The following is a 16,154-nucleotide window of genomic DNA, read 5'->3' on the forward strand; positions in this document are numbered from 1 at the left end:
GAATTATATGTATCAGCATAAACAGTATGCAGTGTTTATCTTTTTTGTTTTGACATGGATTGGTGGCTTTGTAGCACTTGCGTGGAACTTAATAGGGGCAGATTGGCCGTTAATTATTTTTGCAGGTGTGTTGATGCTCGTGGGCTTTTTGTTTCATGGCTTAACAGTTAAAGTAGATGAAAAAACAATTAGCTGGGGATTTGGCCCGGGCGTGGCTGGCCAGCAAATTATGCTCAGCGATATTTCAGAGGCAAAAGCGGTTCAAAACTCATACAGACATGGTATTGGTATTAGAATAACGCACGATGGGTGGGTTTATACCGTGTCTGGATTTAGTGCTGTTCAGCTAACGCTTAACGATGGCACCTTGTATAGAGTGGGTACAAACGATCAGCAAGGGTTATTAGACGCACTAAAAAAACAAAACGTACCAATGGCGCAGCCTCAAAAGCAACAAAGCGAACCCAAAGTGGTCAAACGCAATAACATGATATAAAAAAAGCGCCTTAGGCGCTTTTTTTATACGTTTAAGTTAGTGGTCGTGACCACAACCCCCTTCGCCATGAACATGGCCATGAGTGAGTTCGTCTTCTGTTGCGTCACGCACTTCAAGTATTTCTACATCAAAGTTAAGTGTAATACCTGCAAGCGGGTTATTGCCATCAACAATGACTTCTTCATCTTGAATATCAATAATCATTACTGATTGGTCGCCATCATCTGTTGATGCGCGAAATTGCATACCTACTTCAATTTCCATACCCTCGAACATCGATTTTGGCACAGCTTGCATTAGGTTGTCGTGGCGTTCACCGTAACCATCTTCAGGCTCAACTTTTACGCTAAGCGTATCACCAGGTTGTTTGCCTAGTAGCGCATTTTCAAGGCCTGAAATGAGGTAACCAGTGCCCACAATAAAATGTAGCGGCTCACCACCGAACGAGTTATCAATGCTATTGTTATCATTATCCATTACTGAATAATGCATTTTTACCACTTTGTTTGCCGCAACGATCATAGTCATTCCTATTTATTCATCATCTAGAGAGTAAGGTAAAGGCAGAATGCTTAGCTCTACCTCAGGCGCGTGTTTTGCACGAAATACTTGCGTTGTTTCAGTATCGTTTGGCAACACAACAAGGCCAGTTAATATATTAGTTTTTTCATCAAAGCTTTGCGAAATAAGTTTACCAGCACGGCGCCAGTTTTCACCCAGTTGTACTTCAAGTTCGGGTTCATCCAACATGCTTTCGCTTTGCCCTGATACGATATACATTGCTCGCTTATTTTTACCAAGGTATTTCATACGGGCTACAGTTTCTTGCCCTGTATAGCAGCCTTTTTTAAAGCTGATTCCACCAATGGCTTGTAAATTAACCATTTGCGGCACATATTCACCAATTGCATCACTGCTCAGCTGTGGCTCGCCAGCTAAAATTGCTGCTTGCTGCCATAGGGCATCGTTATCAAGCGTTAAAACGCTATCAGGGATTGCAAACTGACTATTAACCATAAGCAACACTCGGTTATCAGCCAGCTTCAATGCTTTACCGTTATCAAAGTCACACGCTATTATATTGTCGTCAAAAGCAATACCCAGCTCTGTTAAAATCGTAGATAAGTCATCACCAATAAGGCCAATTAACCGGTTTGAAGACGCACTTATGTCTACTTTTGCAAATACTGCGTATTTCTTTAGCTCAACTAACGATTGCTCTACCTCAGCACTACTGCCAGATAAGTAGTAACTGTCTTGGTGAGAAAATAGCTTAAATACGCCCCAAAGTTTTCCTTTGGCGCTACAGTGGCCGGTCCATAAAAAATTGCTGTTGGTTAGTTTATTTAGATCTTGAGTAATTTGCCCGTGCAGATAAGATAATTTATCAGCACCTGTAAGGCTAATAAGTTGGTGAGATAACGGACATGCGTAAACGCTAGACATAAAAACCTTCTTTGCAATACAAATGAAGTGACATAATAACGCAGTTGCTACGTATGGTACAGACAAGCACCCGCAGGGGTGTATTTATTTTATAGTTGATTAATAGCTGCTAAACCGGCTTGTGTTTGTTAAACTCGAGTCAATTCAGTATGAGGTTTAAAATGGTTGAAATTCATAGTAAAGCACGTATTCGTTGGGCTTGTCGTCGTGGTATGTTAGAGCTAGATGTTTTGTTTATGCCGTTTGTAGAAGAAGCATACGATTCTTTAAATGCAGAGCAACAAGCTATTTTTCAGCGCTTGTTAACACAAGAAGATCCTGATCTATTTGCATGGTTTATGGGCCATGAAAAATGTAAAGACGAGCAGCTAAATAGTATGGTACAACTCATATTAAACAGAGTTCGTGTATAGGTTCACTGTAAAAAATAATAAAGCAGACCACAAACCCATTGTGGTCTTTTTTTGTGTGCTTACTTTAATAATATGTTTATTTTTAAGCTCTTTTTTGGCAATCCTCATATGTATTTTTGCCAACCTGATAACCGGGGTTTTAGTCGGGCGTAAAGTAAAAGCCTGCCAACCGCAAATGGGCGTGATTATTTTAGAGTCTAGTTTGTTTAGATTCGAAAATGACGTACATAAAATAGAAGGGCAAATAAGTCCTAAAAGCAAAGTGTTTTTGGGCAGTGTTTGGCTATTCATAAAAGGATTTAATAACAACCATTGGCTTATTATTTCAGCCAATGGTGTTGATAAGCAAAGCTATGCCCGATTAAAACGAGCTGTTTTGAGTGCGGTTAATGGCGCTCAGGGGTCAAAATAGTGGGGGTTGGGTTTTCGTTTTGCTCAGGGTAATCAATTGTGTAATGAAGCCCTCTACTTTCTTTTCTTTGCATTGCACTTCTAATTATTAACTCTGCTACTTGCACTAAATTACGTAGCTCGAGTAAGTTGTTACTTACTCTAAAGTTAGCATAATAGTCGTGTATTTCTTGTTGCAGCAACTCAACCCGATGTAGTGCGCGCTCTAAACGCTTAGTTGAACGAACAATACCGACATAATCCCACATAAATAGGCGTAACTCATGCCAATTATGCGTAATGACTATTTCTTCGTCCGAGTTAGTTACACGGCTTTCATCCCATTGCGGCAAGGTCATGGGTTCTGGTGCATGTTCAATTTTGCTTAAAATATCTTTCGCTGCAGCATGGGCAAACACAATGCACTCTAATAATGAGTTACTTGCCATTCTGTTTGCACCGTGCAGGCCGGTGTAAGCTACTTCACCAACTGCATATAGATTATCTAAATCTGTTTTACCGTTAAAGTCAGTCATTACACCACCGCAAGTGTAGTGTGCGGCAGGGACAACCGGAATCGCTTCTTTTGTAATATCTAACCCAACACTCAAGCATTTTGCATAAATGGTAGGGAAGTGCTCAATAATAAATTCTTTATCTTTATGGCTAATGTCTAAGTAAACGCAATTAGCACCTAAGCGCTTCATTTCAAAATCGATTGCGCGAGCGACTATATCACGAGGGGCTAGCTCTTCACGTTCATCAAAATCTTTCATAAAGCGAGTGCCATCGGGGCGTTTTAAATACGCGCCCTCACCGCGCATTGCCTCGGTAATTAGAAAGTTTTGTAATTCAGGGTGGTATAAGCTGGTGGGATGGAATTGATTAAATTCCATATTAGCCACTTTACAGCCAGCTCGCCAAGCCATAGCAATACCGTCACCGCTTGATACATCAGGATTAGATGTATATAAGTACACCTTGCTTGCTCCACCGGTCGCAAGTGCTACAAATTTAGCCGATATAGTTTCGACTTTTTTAGCTTTTTTGTTCCACACATACATACCCTCAACGTGTGTTCCTGCTTTGCCAGTATTTTTATCAGTAATTAAATCAATTGCATTGTATTGCTCAAGTAGAGTGATGTTTTTATGTAATTTCACTTGGCTTATTAATGTTGTTTGAACGGCTTTACCAGTCGCATCGGCGGCATGCAAAATTCGACGATGGCTATGACCGCCTTCTCGCGTTAAGTGAAAACGCTCTTTGCCTTTGCTATCAAATTCCATGTCAAAAGGCACACCTTGGTCAATTAGCCATTGAAGGCAATCGTGTGCATTACTTGCTGTATAGTGAACAGCTTCACGGTCACATAGGCCGCCGCCAGCATCCAGAGTATCTTCAACATGCGATTCAATACTGTCATTTTTTTTATCAAATACTGCGGCTATTCCACCTTGTGCATAAAGTGTAGAGCCTTCTGTAAGCGCGCCTTTACTAATAACGGTAACGTTACAATAGTTAGCTAATGATAAGGCAAGAGATAAGCCAGCCGCGCCGCTTCCGATAATAGCGACATCTGCGATGTGATGTTTATTTTGGTTCATGTCAGGGGTACTTTGCGGTTACAATGCTTAAATAAAGCAGTATTTGTTTTTAATGTTTGTAGTTGTATCATATTTGTCATACCACTATGTAGTGATTTTAATGGCTTAGCGCCGTTATTTATGAACTATTTTATATAAAAATAATATTAAGCAGAACTTTTTATTCATGTCGCGGTCAGAGTATTTGTGAACAATGGCGATAATATGAATAACAAGCAAAAACCAGACATAGGAGTACCGGCTCGAATGAGCGAGCAGGAATTGGATTTAGTGCTAGTAAGAAGAGTGCAGCAGGGCGATAAAAATGCCTTCAATCTATTAGTAAAGAAGTATCAAAACAAAATTGCAGGTTTGATCTCTCGTTATGTATCAAATCAAGGCGATATTGCTGATGTAGCACAAGAAGCTTTTATAAAAGCTTACCGTGCACTTCCCAACTTTAGAGGCGACAGTGCTTTCTATACTTGGTTATACCGTATTGCCGTTAATTGTGCTAAAAATTATTTAGTTGCTCAGGGGCGTAAGCCGCCAGCTAATGATATTGACGCTGAAGAAGCTGAATTTTATGATTGTGGTGACTCGATGCGTTCAAACGCATCACCTGAAAACCTTTTATTAAGTGAAGAGGTTCGCGCTGTAATTTTTAATACAATTGATAGTTTGCCTGAAGACCTTAAAACCGCAATAACTCTCAGAGAAATTGAGGGTATGAGCTATGAGGAAATAGCTGTGGTAATGGATTGCCCTGTAGGCACAGTACGTTCGCGTATATTTCGTGCCCGTGAAGCAATTGATAACAAATTAAACCCATTAATAGGCGAGTCTTAGTATGACAAAAGCACACCTTAACAAGTTAGATAACGAATCGTTATCTGCATTACTTGATGGCGAGCAGCACCTAGCTGATGCAAAAATTGCAGAGCAAGATGTTTCTACGTTTGGTCGTTATGCGTTAATTGGTGATGCAATGCGTGCTCAAAAAAATAATCACGACATCCATATCGATATTAGCGAACGCGTTGCTCTAGCACTTGAAAACGAGCCTGTTTATGCTGACTTTACCCAGTCGAAAGCGCAGTCTGAAGTGGCCGATAAGTCAGAACAAAATAACGTAGTGGCATTTAATTGGCGTAAGCCTGTTGCTCAGCTTGCAATTGCCGCAAGTGTGGCAATGTTTGCGATTGTGGGAGTAAGCACTTTACCGCAAAGTGATCCACAGCAAAATGAAATCCCATTACTGCAAACAACACCGTTAACAGGTATGGCGTCACCAGTAAGCTACTCATCAGCGCCCGCTCTTGAAAACGCAGAGCAAGGCTTACGTGAATTGCAACAACAGCGTATTGGCGCGTTAGTGTTAGAGCATCAACGTCAAGCACGTGTTGCTAACTCTCTTCAAACAGCGCAAAATGCAACAAAAGCGCAAGAGGAAAAAAACTAATTAAATGAAAGTAATCACTTTTGTTCTGTCGTTGGTATTGAGCTTTACTGCAGTTGCCAACGACACAAATCCTGCCAAAACGCTATTATTAGAAATGGCTAATGCTGTTCATAATCGTAACTTTGATGCCTCGTTTGTGGTTGTTAAAGGTAAATCAATGGAACCCTATCGATGGGTGCACGCCAAACAAGGTGAAACTGAACTCGAACACTTGAGTTTGCTCAATGGCGCAGGCCTTGAAATGATTAGAGTCAACGACCAGGTAACTTACTTTGAACCTCAGTCTGAACCTTATTCACTAAAAACAGACTCTATTGCAGGGCCTATCCCAGAAGTACTTTTTAAAGACATACAACGCTTAAGTGAGCACTACGATTTTGTACTTGGCGGAAAAGGGCGTATTGCTGGGCGTGCTGCACAACTTGTACGTATAGAGTCAAAAGATGAGCACAAATATAACTACTGGATTTGGCTTGATATGGAATCGGCGCTGCTATTAAAAGCTGCTTATGTAAACCATCAAGGAGAAGCTCTTGAGCAGCTTCAGTTAACCCATATTAGTGTGACTGAACAACCAGCTCCTATGCTATTAGAAGTGTTAAATCGAAATTTTCCTACACCGTTACCTGAAAACGAATTGGAAGGAGTTGATAGTTCGTCAACTAACTGGAAAATAAGCTGGTTACCTGCCGGTTTTGAGCTACTCAAATCGGACAGACACAAGCTAGATTTGAATAATGAGCTTACGGATTACTATCTATATTCAGATGGGTTTGTTGAAGTGTCGGTATTTATTCAGCGACCACTACCTGGTAAACGTTTAAGTGGTGCACTCACCTCTGGCGCTACAACGGTTTATGTGCATAATGGCGGTAATTTTGATGTATCGGTTGTTGGTAATGTGCCAAGCCTAACTGCAAAGGCAATAGCCGAATCTGTTACGCGCGCTTTATAAACGATTCGTAAGGATTGTTATGATTGAACAAACCCTCACTGTTGTGGCCCTTAGTGGCCACACGGCTCATTTAGAAGCCGAGCAAAAGCAAGCTTGCGCTGGCTGCAACGGTCGTTGCGGCTCCCAAGTATTTAGTAAATTATTTGGCACTGCAAAAAAAACACTCCCTTATAAATTTGAGTCCCCTGTCGAAATAGGCCAGAAAATCACTTTATCCCTTGATGATAGCCATATGGTAAAACACGCATTTGCTGTGTATATGCTGCCGCTTTTTTTAAGTCTTGTTTTTGCACTTGCTACGTCTGAGTTATTACTAATGGGCGAAGGGTGGCAAATATTTGCAGCTGCGGTGGGCGGTGTTTTGGGGTTTTATATTGCAAAAACACGTGTTAAATCGCTCAGGCACGATATAAAAGTAGTAAAAATTCACCCAATTAGTATCCCTTTAACTCAAATAGATGGTGATTGACGCCAATTAAATGTAAAATTGGCGTTTTATACCCAAGTAACTTGGAAATACAGGAAGCTGTGATTTAAAACAATTTAATAAAAGTTAATCAGCATGGTTGCTGTGTGAGCCGTTATTGATTGTTTATATCATTTTTCGTCATTATGTATGTTTTAAATTAATTAACAAAAGCATGCTAAAACAAGTATTTGCAAGTCACTTAGGTATCCATATTTAGTCCTTTAAATAAGAAGTATTGAACTCAGTTTATGAAGCATATCCGTAATTTTTCGATAATCGCCCATATTGACCACGGTAAATCGACCCTTTCAGATCGTTTGATTCAAGTTTGTGGCGGTTTAACCGACCGTGAAATGCAAAAACAAGTTTTAGATTCAATGGATATTGAGCGCGAACGTGGTATTACCATCAAAGCGCAAAGTGTAACGTTGAACTACAAAGCAAATGACGGCGAAACATATCAACTTAACTTTATCGATACCCCAGGGCACGTTGACTTCACCTATGAAGTATCGCGTTCTTTAGCTGCATGTGAAGGCGCATTATTAGTTGTTGATGCAGGACAAGGCGTTGAAGCGCAAACTTTAGCAAACTGTTACACCGCAATTGAAATGGACTTAGAAGTAATTCCTGTATTAAACAAAATCGATTTGCCACAAGCAGATCCATTGCGTGTTGCTGAAGAAATCGAAGAAATTATTGGTATTGATGCTTTAGACGCTGTGCAGTGTAGTGCCAAAACAGGTGTTGGTATTGCCGAAGTACTTGAAATGATCGTCAAAGACATCCCGCCGCCAGTTGGTGAAAAGGATGAGCCTCTACAAGCGCTAATTATTGATTCATGGTTTGACCCATACCAAGGTGTTGTATCGCTTGTGCGCATTAAGCACGGTGAGCTACGCACGGGTGACAAAATTAAAATCATGTCTAACGAGCACATTCATACAGCCGATCAAGTGGGTATATTCACACCTAAGCAAACCAATACAGGTATTTTACGTACCGGTGAAGTAGGCTTTGTTATCGCAGGTATTAAAGAGATTCACGGTGCACCCGTTGGTGATACGATCACGCATCAAAGAAACGCAGCACCAGAGCGTTTACCTGGCTTTCAGAAAATTAAACCGCAAGTATATGCAGGTATGTTCCCAATTGCGTCTGACGAGTATGAGTCATTCCGTGATGCGCTTAACAAGCTAAGCTTAAACGATGCGTCGTTATTCTTCGAACCAGAAAACTCAACGGCACTTGGTTTTGGTTTTCGTTGTGGTTTCTTGGGTATGCTCCACATGGAAATTATTCAGGAACGTTTAGAGCGCGAATACGATATTGATTTAATTACAACCGCACCAACGGTAATTTACGAAATAGTAACGAAGGACGATCGCACTTTCCAAATCGATAATCCGTCTGACTTACCCGCAGTAAATGACATTGTAGAAATTCGCGAGCCGATTGTTGAGGCAAATATATTAGTGCCGCAAGAGTACTTAGGTAATGTAATTACCCTATGTATTGAAAAGCGCGGTAGCCAAACCAAAATGACTTATCATGGTAAGCAAGTTGCAGTAACGTATGAGTTACCAATGGCTGAAGTGGTAATGGATTTCTTCGATAAGCTTAAATCTACAAGCCGTGGTTTTGCATCGCTAGATTATAATTTTAAGCACTTTCAAACCTCAGATATGGTTCGCGTTGATATTTTAATTAATGGTGAACGTGTTGATGCGCTTGCAATTATTGCTCACAGAGACAGTGCGCAATCGCGTGGACGTCAACTTGCTGATGCACTTAAAGAGCTTATTCCGCGCCAAATGTTTGATATTGCAATTCAAGCCGCGATTGGCCAGCATGTTATTGCGCGTACAACTGTAAAACAGCTACGTAAAAACGTAATTGCTAAATGTTACGGTGGTGATGTGAGTCGTAAGAAAAAGCTACTCAAAAAACAAAAAGATGGTAAAAAACGCATGAAACAAGTAGGTAATGTAGAAGTACCTCAAGAGGCGTTTTTAGCTATTTTGAAAGTTGGCAAATAACAACAAAGGATTATAAATGGCTGGTTACTTTTCAATTTTATTGGTGCTGTTAACCTTAGGCTCAGGCTTAATATGGTTAATAGACCACTTAATGTATGCACCAAAAAGGCAAGAGCGTTTAGCGTTAGCACAAACCTCTGCTGGCGCAAAGTTAGATGATGAAACAGCAGCATTAATTGCACCAGAGCCAGTATTAACCGAAACTGCAAAATCGATTTTTCCGATGATTGCTGCTATTACTATTTTCAGATCGTTTATCTTTGAACCTTTTCAAATTCCGTCAGGTTCAATGATGCCAACACTACTCGTGGGCGATTTTATTTTAGTACAAAAGTATTCATACGGTATAAAAGACCCTGTTTGGCGCACTCAATTAGTTGAGATGGACGAGCCAGAACGTGGTGATATTGTTGTTTTTAAGTTTCCTGGTAATGAAACAATTGACTACATCAAAAGAACAATAGGACTACCTGGCGATAAGGTTGTATACCGCGATAAGCACCTATACATTCAGCCAAAGTGTGCTGAGGGTGAAGTAAGCCGCAGTAACTTACAATGTGGTGAGTACAACAAAATTGACATGGAAGTGAAAGATAGAGGCGAGTTTATGCTAAAAGGCATGGAATCGGTTCGAATAAATGAATCGCTAACAGAAGATGGTCACGATATTTTAATTTACCCTGAGGTTCCAGAGAAAAAAGGTCGCTACTTTAGACAAGCTGGTACTCGCACCGATGAGTGGGTTGTACCCGCAGAACACTATTTTATGATGGGTGACAACCGTGATAATAGTGAAGATGGTCGATTTTGGGGATTTGTACCAAAAGAAAACTTGGTGGGGAAAGCTGTCTTTATATGGATGAGTTTTGAATTTGAGAATGGCCCTGATGATGTTTTACCAGGATGGGTTCCAACTGGTGTTCGCTTTGAACGCCTAGGTAATATTCAGTAACAATGAAAAAAAATGTAACAGAGTTATACAACAAAATCGGCTACGAGTTTTCTGATCAAGGTTTACTTGAACAGGCAATGACGCACCGCAGTCACAAAGGTCAGCATAACGAGCGCTTGGAGTTTTTAGGCGACTCAATTTTGAGTTTTGTTATTGCTAATGCACTTTATGCCAAATTCCCTAAAGCACGTGAAGGCGACTTAAGCCGCATGCGTTCAACACTGGTACGTGGTCAAACACTTGCTGAGTTTGGCGTTGAATTTGGTTTAGGTGATTACTTACGTTTAGGCCCAGGTGAGCTTAAAAGTGGTGGATTCCGTCGCGAATCAACGCTTGCCGATGCAGTAGAAGCCATCATTGGTGCTGCATTCTTAGATTCAGGTATTGAGCGTTGCAGCGAGCTTATTTTATCGTGGTACGAATCACGCTTAGATGCTATTTCACCAGGGCTTAATCAAAAAGATCCGAAGACCCTGCTGCAAGAGCATCTACAAGGTCGCAAACTTCCTTTACCAGGCTACACTGTGGTTGATACAAAGGGCCAAGCGCACAATCAAACATTCACGGTTGAATGTATTGTTGATGGAATGGATAGCATAATTTCTGTTGGTAGCTCACGCCGTAAGGCCGAACAAAAAGCTGCTGAAAAAGCATTGAAGATAATTAAAAATGAATCTTGATACCCTAATACAACCTCATGAAGGCGATGTTGATACATTTTGTGGCATGATTGCCATTGTAGGACGTCCTAACGTAGGTAAATCGACTTTACTCAATGAGATTATTGAGCAAAAAGTCAGTATTACTTCACGTAAGCCGCAAACAACGCGCCACCGTATTATGGGTATTCATACAGAAGGTAAACATCAAGCCGTTTATGTTGATACGCCGGGACTTCACATAGAAGAAAAGCGCGCAATTAACCGTTTAATGAATCGTGCTGCGTCTAGTTCAATTGGTGACGTAGAACTAATTATTTTTGTGGTTGAAGGAACACACTGGACTGCTGATGATGAAATGGTACTAAATAAAGTATCGCAAAGCGGTAAGCCAGTGATGTTGGTTATTAATAAAATTGACCAAGTGAAAGACCGTGATTTAGTGCTTCCGCACATGAAGTTATTAGGCGATAAGTTTGACTTTGTGAGCATTATGCCTGTTTCGGCTAAGCAAGGTAAAAATATTGACCTTATAAAAGACGAAGTAACCAAACGTCTTCCGCCATGTGAGTTTTACTTTCCTGATGACTACGTAACCGATCGTTCGATGCGCTTTATGGCTGCAGAGGTTATCCGTGAAAAGCTAATGCGCTTTATGGGTGAAGAGTTACCTTACTCGGTTACTGTTGAAATAGAGCAGTTTAAATGGCAAGAAAACGGTGTTTGGCATATCAATGGGTTAATTTTGGTTGAACGTGAAACACAAAAGCGCATGGTTATTGGTAATAAAGGCGAAAAGCTAAAAGTAATTGGCCGTGAAGCCCGTAAAGACCTTGAAGAAATGCTAGATAACAAAGTATTTTTGGAGCTTTGGGTAAAAGTTAAGTCTGGTTGGGCTGATGACGAACGCGCACTTAGAAGCCTAGGCTATGGTGAAGACTAAAATAGTAAGTAACCTACTTTATGGATAGTGACTTCTATACCGCATATTTATTACACCGACGTCCTTATAGTGACTCACAAGTAATGCTCGATATGCTAGTAGAAGGCGTTGGCCAGCTTAGAATGATCGCACGAATTAGTGGCCGCCAGGCCACTAAACACAAAGCGCAATTACAACCCTTTCAACCTCTACTTGTTCACTATAGTGGTAAGTACGATTTAAAATACATTAATAAATTTGAGCTGCACGGCGCACCGCTTTTTCTATCTGGTGACGAGCTTTATTGTGGGTTTTATTTAAACGAGTTAACAAATAGAATAGTGCCTGTTAATGAGCCTATTGAACAAGCTTATGAGCTTTATAAATCTCATTTAGAAAACTTAAACCGTGGCGCCAATTTGCAATCTGTTTTGCGTTCGTACGAATTTCAATTACTAGAATTATTGGGTTACGGTGTTGATTTCAGTTTTGATACCAACGGTGAGCCAATAGATAAAGCGCTTACGTATAGTTATTTCTCTGAACTTGGGTTTGTTATCCAAGAAGATACTCGCTCAGGTTTTAGCGGTGAACAGCTTCAAGCAATAGCAAATCATGACTTTAGCCGAAAAGATGTGTTATATATGGCAAAACAGTTAAGTCGCTATTTACTAAAACCTTTGTTAGGTAATAAGCCATTAAAAAGTCGTGAGTTATTTACGGCCTCTCAATAAACGTAATTTTACAGGTAAAACAATGAAAGATATTCTTTTGGGTGTAAATGTTGATCACATTGCAACGCTTCGCCAAGCACGAGGAACAACTTATCCTGACCCAGCGCATGCAGCAAGCGTTGCAGAGCACGCTGGTGCAGACGGCATTACCATTCATTTACGTGAAGACCGCCGCCACATTCAAGACCGTGACGTGTACGTAATGGCAAAAACAATTCAAACGCGTATGAACCTCGAAACAGCAGTAACCGATGAAATGATTGCTATTGCTTTAGAGGTGAAGCCTGAATATGTTTGTTTAGTGCCGGAAAAACGAGAGGAATTGACCACTGAGGGCGGTTTAGATGTTGCAGGTAATATAAACAAAATAAAAGCGGCAACTAAAACCCTTACCGATGCAGGGATTAAAGTCTCATTATTTATTGACGCGGATACTGCACAACTAGATGCTGCAAAAGCCTGTGGCTCACCTTATGTAGAAATACACACCGGTGCATACGCAGATGCTACAAACGATAGCGACTTAAGCAAAGAACTTGAACATATTCGTCAAGGAGTACAATACGCTGCAAGTTTAGGCTTAATTGTAAATGCAGGACATGGTTTAAATTACCATAATGTAAAACCAATAGCGGCTATGCCTGAAATTTATGAGTTAAATATAGGCCACGCTATTATTGCGCGTGCCGCCATTGATGGCTTAGATAAAGCGGTGCGTGATATGAAGCGCCTAATGATTGAAGCGCGGATTTAACTTCAATTATAAATAGCTGTTTTAACTTAACTATCAAGTCTGAGTGTTAAGGCATAATTGAAAGACGCGCTTAAAGCACGTCTTTTTTGTTTTTACTATCCATTTTTGCGTCAACCAATAGGTTTTCAAGCTCATCTTGTAGCTCAAAAAGTTCAGGTTCTATATTTTCGAGCACGCACTCATTTTTAAGTGAAGTCTCAATAGTTTCAGCTAACGATTTTAATTTCGGTACACCGGTGTAGCAACACGCACCATGAAATTTATGCACAATGCTGAGTACTTGTTCGCAATCTTCATTATCAATAGCTTTAGTTAGTAAATTAAGCGTTTCTGGTACGCTTAAAAGCAGCATATTAAGCATTTCAAGCGCCAATTCGTTTTTTCCACCAGCCCGTTGTAATGCAAGGGGCCAATCTATTCGGCTACTCTCAAAAGGCGCTGGACTTTGTGGTATTTCATTTTTGCTTTTTTCACGGTTTATTGGCGTTTGTGGGCTGTGGTCGCTAATAATTTGTTTAAGTGTATCTTCATCAATAGGCTTGGTTAAATACCCTTTAAAGCCATCTTTCAGTAGTTGTTCTTTTTCACTATGCAAGGCATGCGCAGTAACTGCAATTATAGGTGTATCTTCATTAAGGGATGACTCTTGGATAAGTTTACATGCGGTTATGCCATCCATTATCGGCATTTGAATGTCCATAAAAATAACATCATACTTATGGCTTTTACTTAAACTATAAGCTTGTGAACCATTATGAGCAGTATCAATTACTTCAACCTGTTCATCGAGCAATGTACATATAAGTTTTAAGTTAGCATCGTTATCATCAACAACCAGCACTTTAAGCGGTAATAATTTTTGCTCGCTCTGCTCTATATTATGAACAGGATGGTCGAGTCTATATGGTGCGGCAAGCACTTCACATAACTTACGATGATTAAGCGGCTTACTTAAGCAAGCGTCTGCACCGCTGCCAATAAACGCCTCACGCATATTATGTGAAACGGTATTAAGCATTAAATATAAATAGTCGGTCGAGTCTCTTACCGTTTTTACATAGCCTTTTAATAGTTGCATGTGATCAACCGATGCCATGTGACCAATTAAACAAATATCAAATTTAGTTTGGGTATTTTCTACGGCCGATAAAAAGCTGGCTTCGTTAAAGCATGGCGTTACATTTGCTTGCCACTCAGTCAATAAAGACAGTACAGCATGATGCGTATGCTCGTGCGGCTCAAGGTATAAAATACGCTTACCAATGAGTGACTTACTTGGTAGATCGTTTGTAAATACGTGATTAGGCAGTCTAAAAACACTATTAAATGTAAAACACGTTCCGTTACCAGGCGCTGAGTTTAACGATATTCGACCATTCATCGCTTCAACAATATGTTTCGTGATAATCAGGCCGAGGCCGGTACCCCCAAATTTGCGCGTAATGCTTGAATCTGCTTGGCCAAAAGGAGTAAACAATGAATCTTGCTTATCCATTGGTATACCCACACCGGTATCTGTTACCGACACTAAAACAGAGGCACTTTCTTCATCAAGTAAGCGGTAGCTAATATCTACTTTTATAGAACCTTGCTCGGTAAATTTAATTGCGTTACTTAATAAATTAATAAGTACTTGTTTAAAGCGAGTAGGATCGCCAGTCAAATCGTCAGGGACTTGTGGGTTTATATAAATAGAGAGCTCAAGCTGTTTTTCATGGGCGCTTGGGGCAAGCAATGTCATTACTTCATTTACTGCATCGCGCAATTGAAATTGAATCGATTCAAGTTCCATCGCTCCAGCTTCTAGTTTAGAAAAATCTAAAATATCGCTGATAATAGTCATTAAACTATTAGCCGATAACATGATTGTATCTAGGTAATCTTTTTGATGCTTGTTCAGTGGTGTTTTATAAAGCTGGCGGGTAAATCCCATTACACCATTAAGTGGTGTACGCAACTCGTGACTCATTTTTGCTAAAAAGTCTGACTTAACACGGTTGGCATCTTGTGCTTCTTTTTTTGCCATTGTGAGCTGAATATTTTGCGTTTCATATTGTTCAAGCGTTTCACGATAATCACTGGTTGCTTGGTCAATATTTTTTTGCATTTCGTCTTTTTGCATTACCATAGTATCGGCTATGGTATTTAACCCTTCACGAAGAATATCAAATTCACCCAACATGGTATCGGTAAGGCCAGTACTTCTTTTTCCCTCAACGAGTTTGTCTGTTGCAAGCACTAACTTATTTAAAGGGGTCATGAACATGCGGCTAAGTTTAAATGCCATAATTGCCGCTAATACCAAAGATAAAATAATAACTATGCCACTAATAAGTAAGGCGCGTTGTTGGCCTATAACGGCTTTATCTTTGTTTAGCTGTAAAATGACCGTACCTAACGATGTTTGAAAGGCTGAAGCGTCCCATTGAGTATTAGGTGAAGAATGACCAACAATTGGCGTATAGAAGGTAATTATATCTTTTGAGGATTCTATTTTTGTGGCTTTAAGTGATGCAAGAGACGCTTGATTGATTAATTCATCGAATGAGCGGTGGTAATTACTCGTCATCAACAGTTCGTTGTTAGTGTCAAATATAGCAATTGACTTAATAGACGGGGAGTGCCGATTATGTGTAAAACTGATTAAACGATTTAGTAATACTTTATTTTTATCAAGAAGCGGTTGTTCTAAGGCAATCGCTAAAGGCTCCGAAATAGTTGCACCTTGCTGATATAAAATTTCATCAAGCTCAATGTAACGATTTACTGTAAAATAACCACCAAGCAGCAATCCAATGATCACCGTGGGGATCAGGGTCAAAGTTAAAACAGAATCACGTAAGCCTAATTTGGTCATAGTGGGAGCATTATTATCAT

The 16,154-nt window shown here is 40.1% G+C and carries 17 protein-coding genes; 13 read left to right on the plus strand and 4 right to left on the minus strand.

The window, feature by feature from the left end:
* The first annotated feature begins 7 nt into the window (after positions 1 to 7).
* Positions 8 to 496 carry a hypothetical protein gene (locus tag ATS72_RS15405; protein ID WP_058428506.1) on the plus strand — a complete coding sequence of 163 codons (489 nt, stop codon included), beginning with the start codon at positions 8 to 10 and terminating at the stop codon, positions 494 to 496.
* Positions 497 to 532: 36 nt separating this feature from the next.
* Here the strand turns inward: ATS72_RS15405 and ATS72_RS15410 are convergent, their stop codons facing one another.
* Together ATS72_RS15410 and ygfZ are read right to left on the minus strand one after the other, a co-directional pair.
* Complete coding sequence (locus ATS72_RS15410) at positions 533 to 1,018, minus strand: FKBP-type peptidyl-prolyl cis-trans isomerase (protein ID WP_006794138.1); 486 nt, start codon at positions 1,016 to 1,018, stop codon at positions 533 to 535.
* 12 nt (positions 1,019 to 1,030) lie between these two features.
* Positions 1,031 to 1,942: a tRNA-modifying protein YgfZ gene (ygfZ, locus tag ATS72_RS15415; RefSeq protein WP_058428507.1), complete on the minus strand. Its 912-nt coding sequence runs from the start codon at positions 1,940 to 1,942 to the stop codon at positions 1,031 to 1,033.
* Positions 1,943 to 2,103: 161 nt separating this feature from the next.
* Here ygfZ and ATS72_RS15420 point away from each other — a divergent pair, with 161 nt between their 5' ends.
* Together ATS72_RS15420 and ATS72_RS15425 are read left to right on the plus strand one after the other, a co-directional pair.
* A complete protein-coding gene (locus ATS72_RS15420) occupies positions 2,104 to 2,355 on the plus strand; it encodes an FAD assembly factor SdhE (protein ID WP_006794140.1) in 252 nt (83 codons plus the stop codon).
* Between the two features lie 94 nt (positions 2,356 to 2,449).
* Positions 2,450 to 2,767, plus strand: coding sequence for a hypothetical protein (locus ATS72_RS15425; RefSeq protein ID WP_425320029.1), 318 nt, complete (start codon positions 2,450 to 2,452; stop codon positions 2,765 to 2,767).
* Here the strand turns inward: ATS72_RS15425 and nadB are convergent.
* A complete protein-coding gene (gene nadB / locus ATS72_RS15430; RefSeq protein ID WP_006794142.1) occupies positions 2,742 to 4,352 on the minus strand; it encodes an L-aspartate oxidase in 1,611 nt (536 codons plus the stop codon). The genes ATS72_RS15425 and nadB overlap by 26 nt on opposite strands.
* Before the next feature lie 246 nt (positions 4,353 to 4,598).
* Between nadB and rpoE the strand changes: the two genes are divergently transcribed.
* The 10 genes from rpoE (at position 4,599) to pdxJ (ending at position 13,277) form a co-directional block, all read left to right on the plus strand.
* Complete coding sequence (gene rpoE / locus ATS72_RS15435; protein WP_006794143.1) at positions 4,599 to 5,180, plus strand: RNA polymerase sigma factor RpoE; 582 nt, start codon at positions 4,599 to 4,601, stop codon at positions 5,178 to 5,180.
* A 1-nt stretch (position 5,181) separates the two neighbouring features.
* Complete coding sequence (locus ATS72_RS15440) at positions 5,182 to 5,793, plus strand: sigma-E factor negative regulatory protein (RefSeq protein WP_058428508.1); 612 nt, start codon at positions 5,182 to 5,184, stop codon at positions 5,791 to 5,793.
* 4 nt (positions 5,794 to 5,797) lie between these two features.
* Positions 5,798 to 6,748, plus strand: a complete 951-nt coding sequence (locus ATS72_RS15445) for a MucB/RseB C-terminal domain-containing protein (RefSeq protein ID WP_058428509.1) — start codon at positions 5,798 to 5,800, stop codon at positions 6,746 to 6,748.
* 19 nt (positions 6,749 to 6,767) lie between these two features.
* The gene (locus tag ATS72_RS15450; RefSeq protein WP_006794146.1) at positions 6,768 to 7,217 is read left to right on the plus strand and encodes a SoxR reducing system RseC family protein; all 450 of its coding nucleotides are present in this window, start codon (positions 6,768 to 6,770) and stop codon (positions 7,215 to 7,217) included.
* A 248-nt stretch (positions 7,218 to 7,465) separates the two neighbouring features.
* Complete coding sequence (gene lepA, locus ATS72_RS15455) at positions 7,466 to 9,256, plus strand: translation elongation factor 4 (RefSeq protein ID WP_008132753.1); 1,791 nt, start codon at positions 7,466 to 7,468, stop codon at positions 9,254 to 9,256.
* A 16-nt stretch (positions 9,257 to 9,272) separates the two neighbouring features.
* The gene (gene lepB, locus ATS72_RS15460) at positions 9,273 to 10,208 is read left to right on the plus strand and encodes a signal peptidase I (RefSeq protein ID WP_058428510.1); all 936 of its coding nucleotides are present in this window, start codon (positions 9,273 to 9,275) and stop codon (positions 10,206 to 10,208) included.
* A 2-nt stretch (positions 10,209 to 10,210) separates the two neighbouring features.
* Positions 10,211 to 10,888, plus strand: a complete 678-nt coding sequence (rnc, locus tag ATS72_RS15465; protein WP_006794149.1) for a ribonuclease III — start codon at positions 10,211 to 10,213, stop codon at positions 10,886 to 10,888.
* Positions 10,878 to 11,810 (plus strand): GTPase Era, encoded by a 933-nt coding sequence (gene era / locus ATS72_RS15470; protein WP_058428511.1) that lies wholly within the window; start codon positions 10,878 to 10,880, stop codon positions 11,808 to 11,810. Before rnc ends, era begins: the two co-directional genes overlap by 11 nt.
* A 20-nt stretch (positions 11,811 to 11,830) precedes the next feature.
* Positions 11,831 to 12,523, plus strand: coding sequence for a DNA repair protein RecO (gene recO, locus ATS72_RS15475; RefSeq protein WP_010555867.1), 693 nt, complete (start codon positions 11,831 to 11,833; stop codon positions 12,521 to 12,523).
* A gap of 22 nt (positions 12,524 to 12,545) precedes the next feature.
* Entirely contained in the window at positions 12,546 to 13,277 is a 732-nt protein-coding gene (gene pdxJ, locus ATS72_RS15480; RefSeq protein WP_058428512.1) for a pyridoxine 5'-phosphate synthase, read from the plus strand.
* A 70-nt stretch (positions 13,278 to 13,347) separates the two neighbouring features.
* Here the strand turns inward: pdxJ and barA are convergent, their stop codons facing one another.
* Positions 13,348 to 16,134, minus strand: a complete 2,787-nt coding sequence (gene barA / locus ATS72_RS15485; protein ID WP_010555869.1) for a two-component sensor histidine kinase BarA — start codon at positions 16,132 to 16,134, stop codon at positions 13,348 to 13,350.
* Positions 16,135 to 16,154: the final 20 nt, after the last annotated feature.

Origin of the sequence: Pseudoalteromonas sp. 13-15, assembly GCF_001468205.2 — a bacterium.
Lineage (GTDB): Bacteria > Pseudomonadota > Gammaproteobacteria > Enterobacterales > Alteromonadaceae > Pseudoalteromonas > Pseudoalteromonas marina.

Bases quoted from the DNA above. Each gene is read 5' to 3' on its own strand.
- ATS72_RS15405 (WP_058428506.1), top strand. From the start codon at position 8: ATGTATCAGCATAAACAGTATGCAGTGTTTATCTTTTTTGTTTTGACA.
- ATS72_RS15410 (WP_006794138.1), bottom strand. From the start codon at position 1,018: ATGATCGTTGCGGCAAACAAAGTGGTAAAAATGCATTATTCAGTAATG.
- ygfZ (WP_058428507.1), bottom strand. From the start codon at position 1,942: ATGTCTAGCGTTTACGCATGTCCGTTATCTCACCAACTTATTAGCCTT.
- ATS72_RS15420 (WP_006794140.1), top strand. From the start codon at position 2,104: ATGGTTGAAATTCATAGTAAAGCACGTATTCGTTGGGCTTGTCGTCGT.
- nadB (WP_006794142.1), bottom strand. From the start codon at position 4,352: ATGAACCAAAATAAACATCACATCGCAGATGTCGCTATTATCGGAAGC.
- rpoE (WP_006794143.1), top strand. From the start codon at position 4,599: ATGAGCGAGCAGGAATTGGATTTAGTGCTAGTAAGAAGAGTGCAGCAG.
- ATS72_RS15440 (WP_058428508.1), top strand. From the start codon at position 5,182: ATGACAAAAGCACACCTTAACAAGTTAGATAACGAATCGTTATCTGCA.
- ATS72_RS15445 (WP_058428509.1), top strand. From the start codon at position 5,798: ATGAAAGTAATCACTTTTGTTCTGTCGTTGGTATTGAGCTTTACTGCA.
- ATS72_RS15450 (WP_006794146.1), top strand. From the start codon at position 6,768: ATGATTGAACAAACCCTCACTGTTGTGGCCCTTAGTGGCCACACGGCT.
- lepA (WP_008132753.1), top strand. From the start codon at position 7,466: ATGAAGCATATCCGTAATTTTTCGATAATCGCCCATATTGACCACGGT.
- lepB (WP_058428510.1), top strand. From the start codon at position 9,273: ATGGCTGGTTACTTTTCAATTTTATTGGTGCTGTTAACCTTAGGCTCA.
- rnc (WP_006794149.1), top strand. From the start codon at position 10,211: ATGAAAAAAAATGTAACAGAGTTATACAACAAAATCGGCTACGAGTTT.
- era (WP_058428511.1), top strand. From the start codon at position 10,878: ATGAATCTTGATACCCTAATACAACCTCATGAAGGCGATGTTGATACA.
- recO (WP_010555867.1), top strand. From the start codon at position 11,831: ATGGATAGTGACTTCTATACCGCATATTTATTACACCGACGTCCTTAT.
- pdxJ (WP_058428512.1), top strand. From the start codon at position 12,546: ATGAAAGATATTCTTTTGGGTGTAAATGTTGATCACATTGCAACGCTT.
- barA (WP_010555869.1), bottom strand. From the start codon at position 16,134: ATGACCAAATTAGGCTTACGTGATTCTGTTTTAACTTTGACCCTGATC.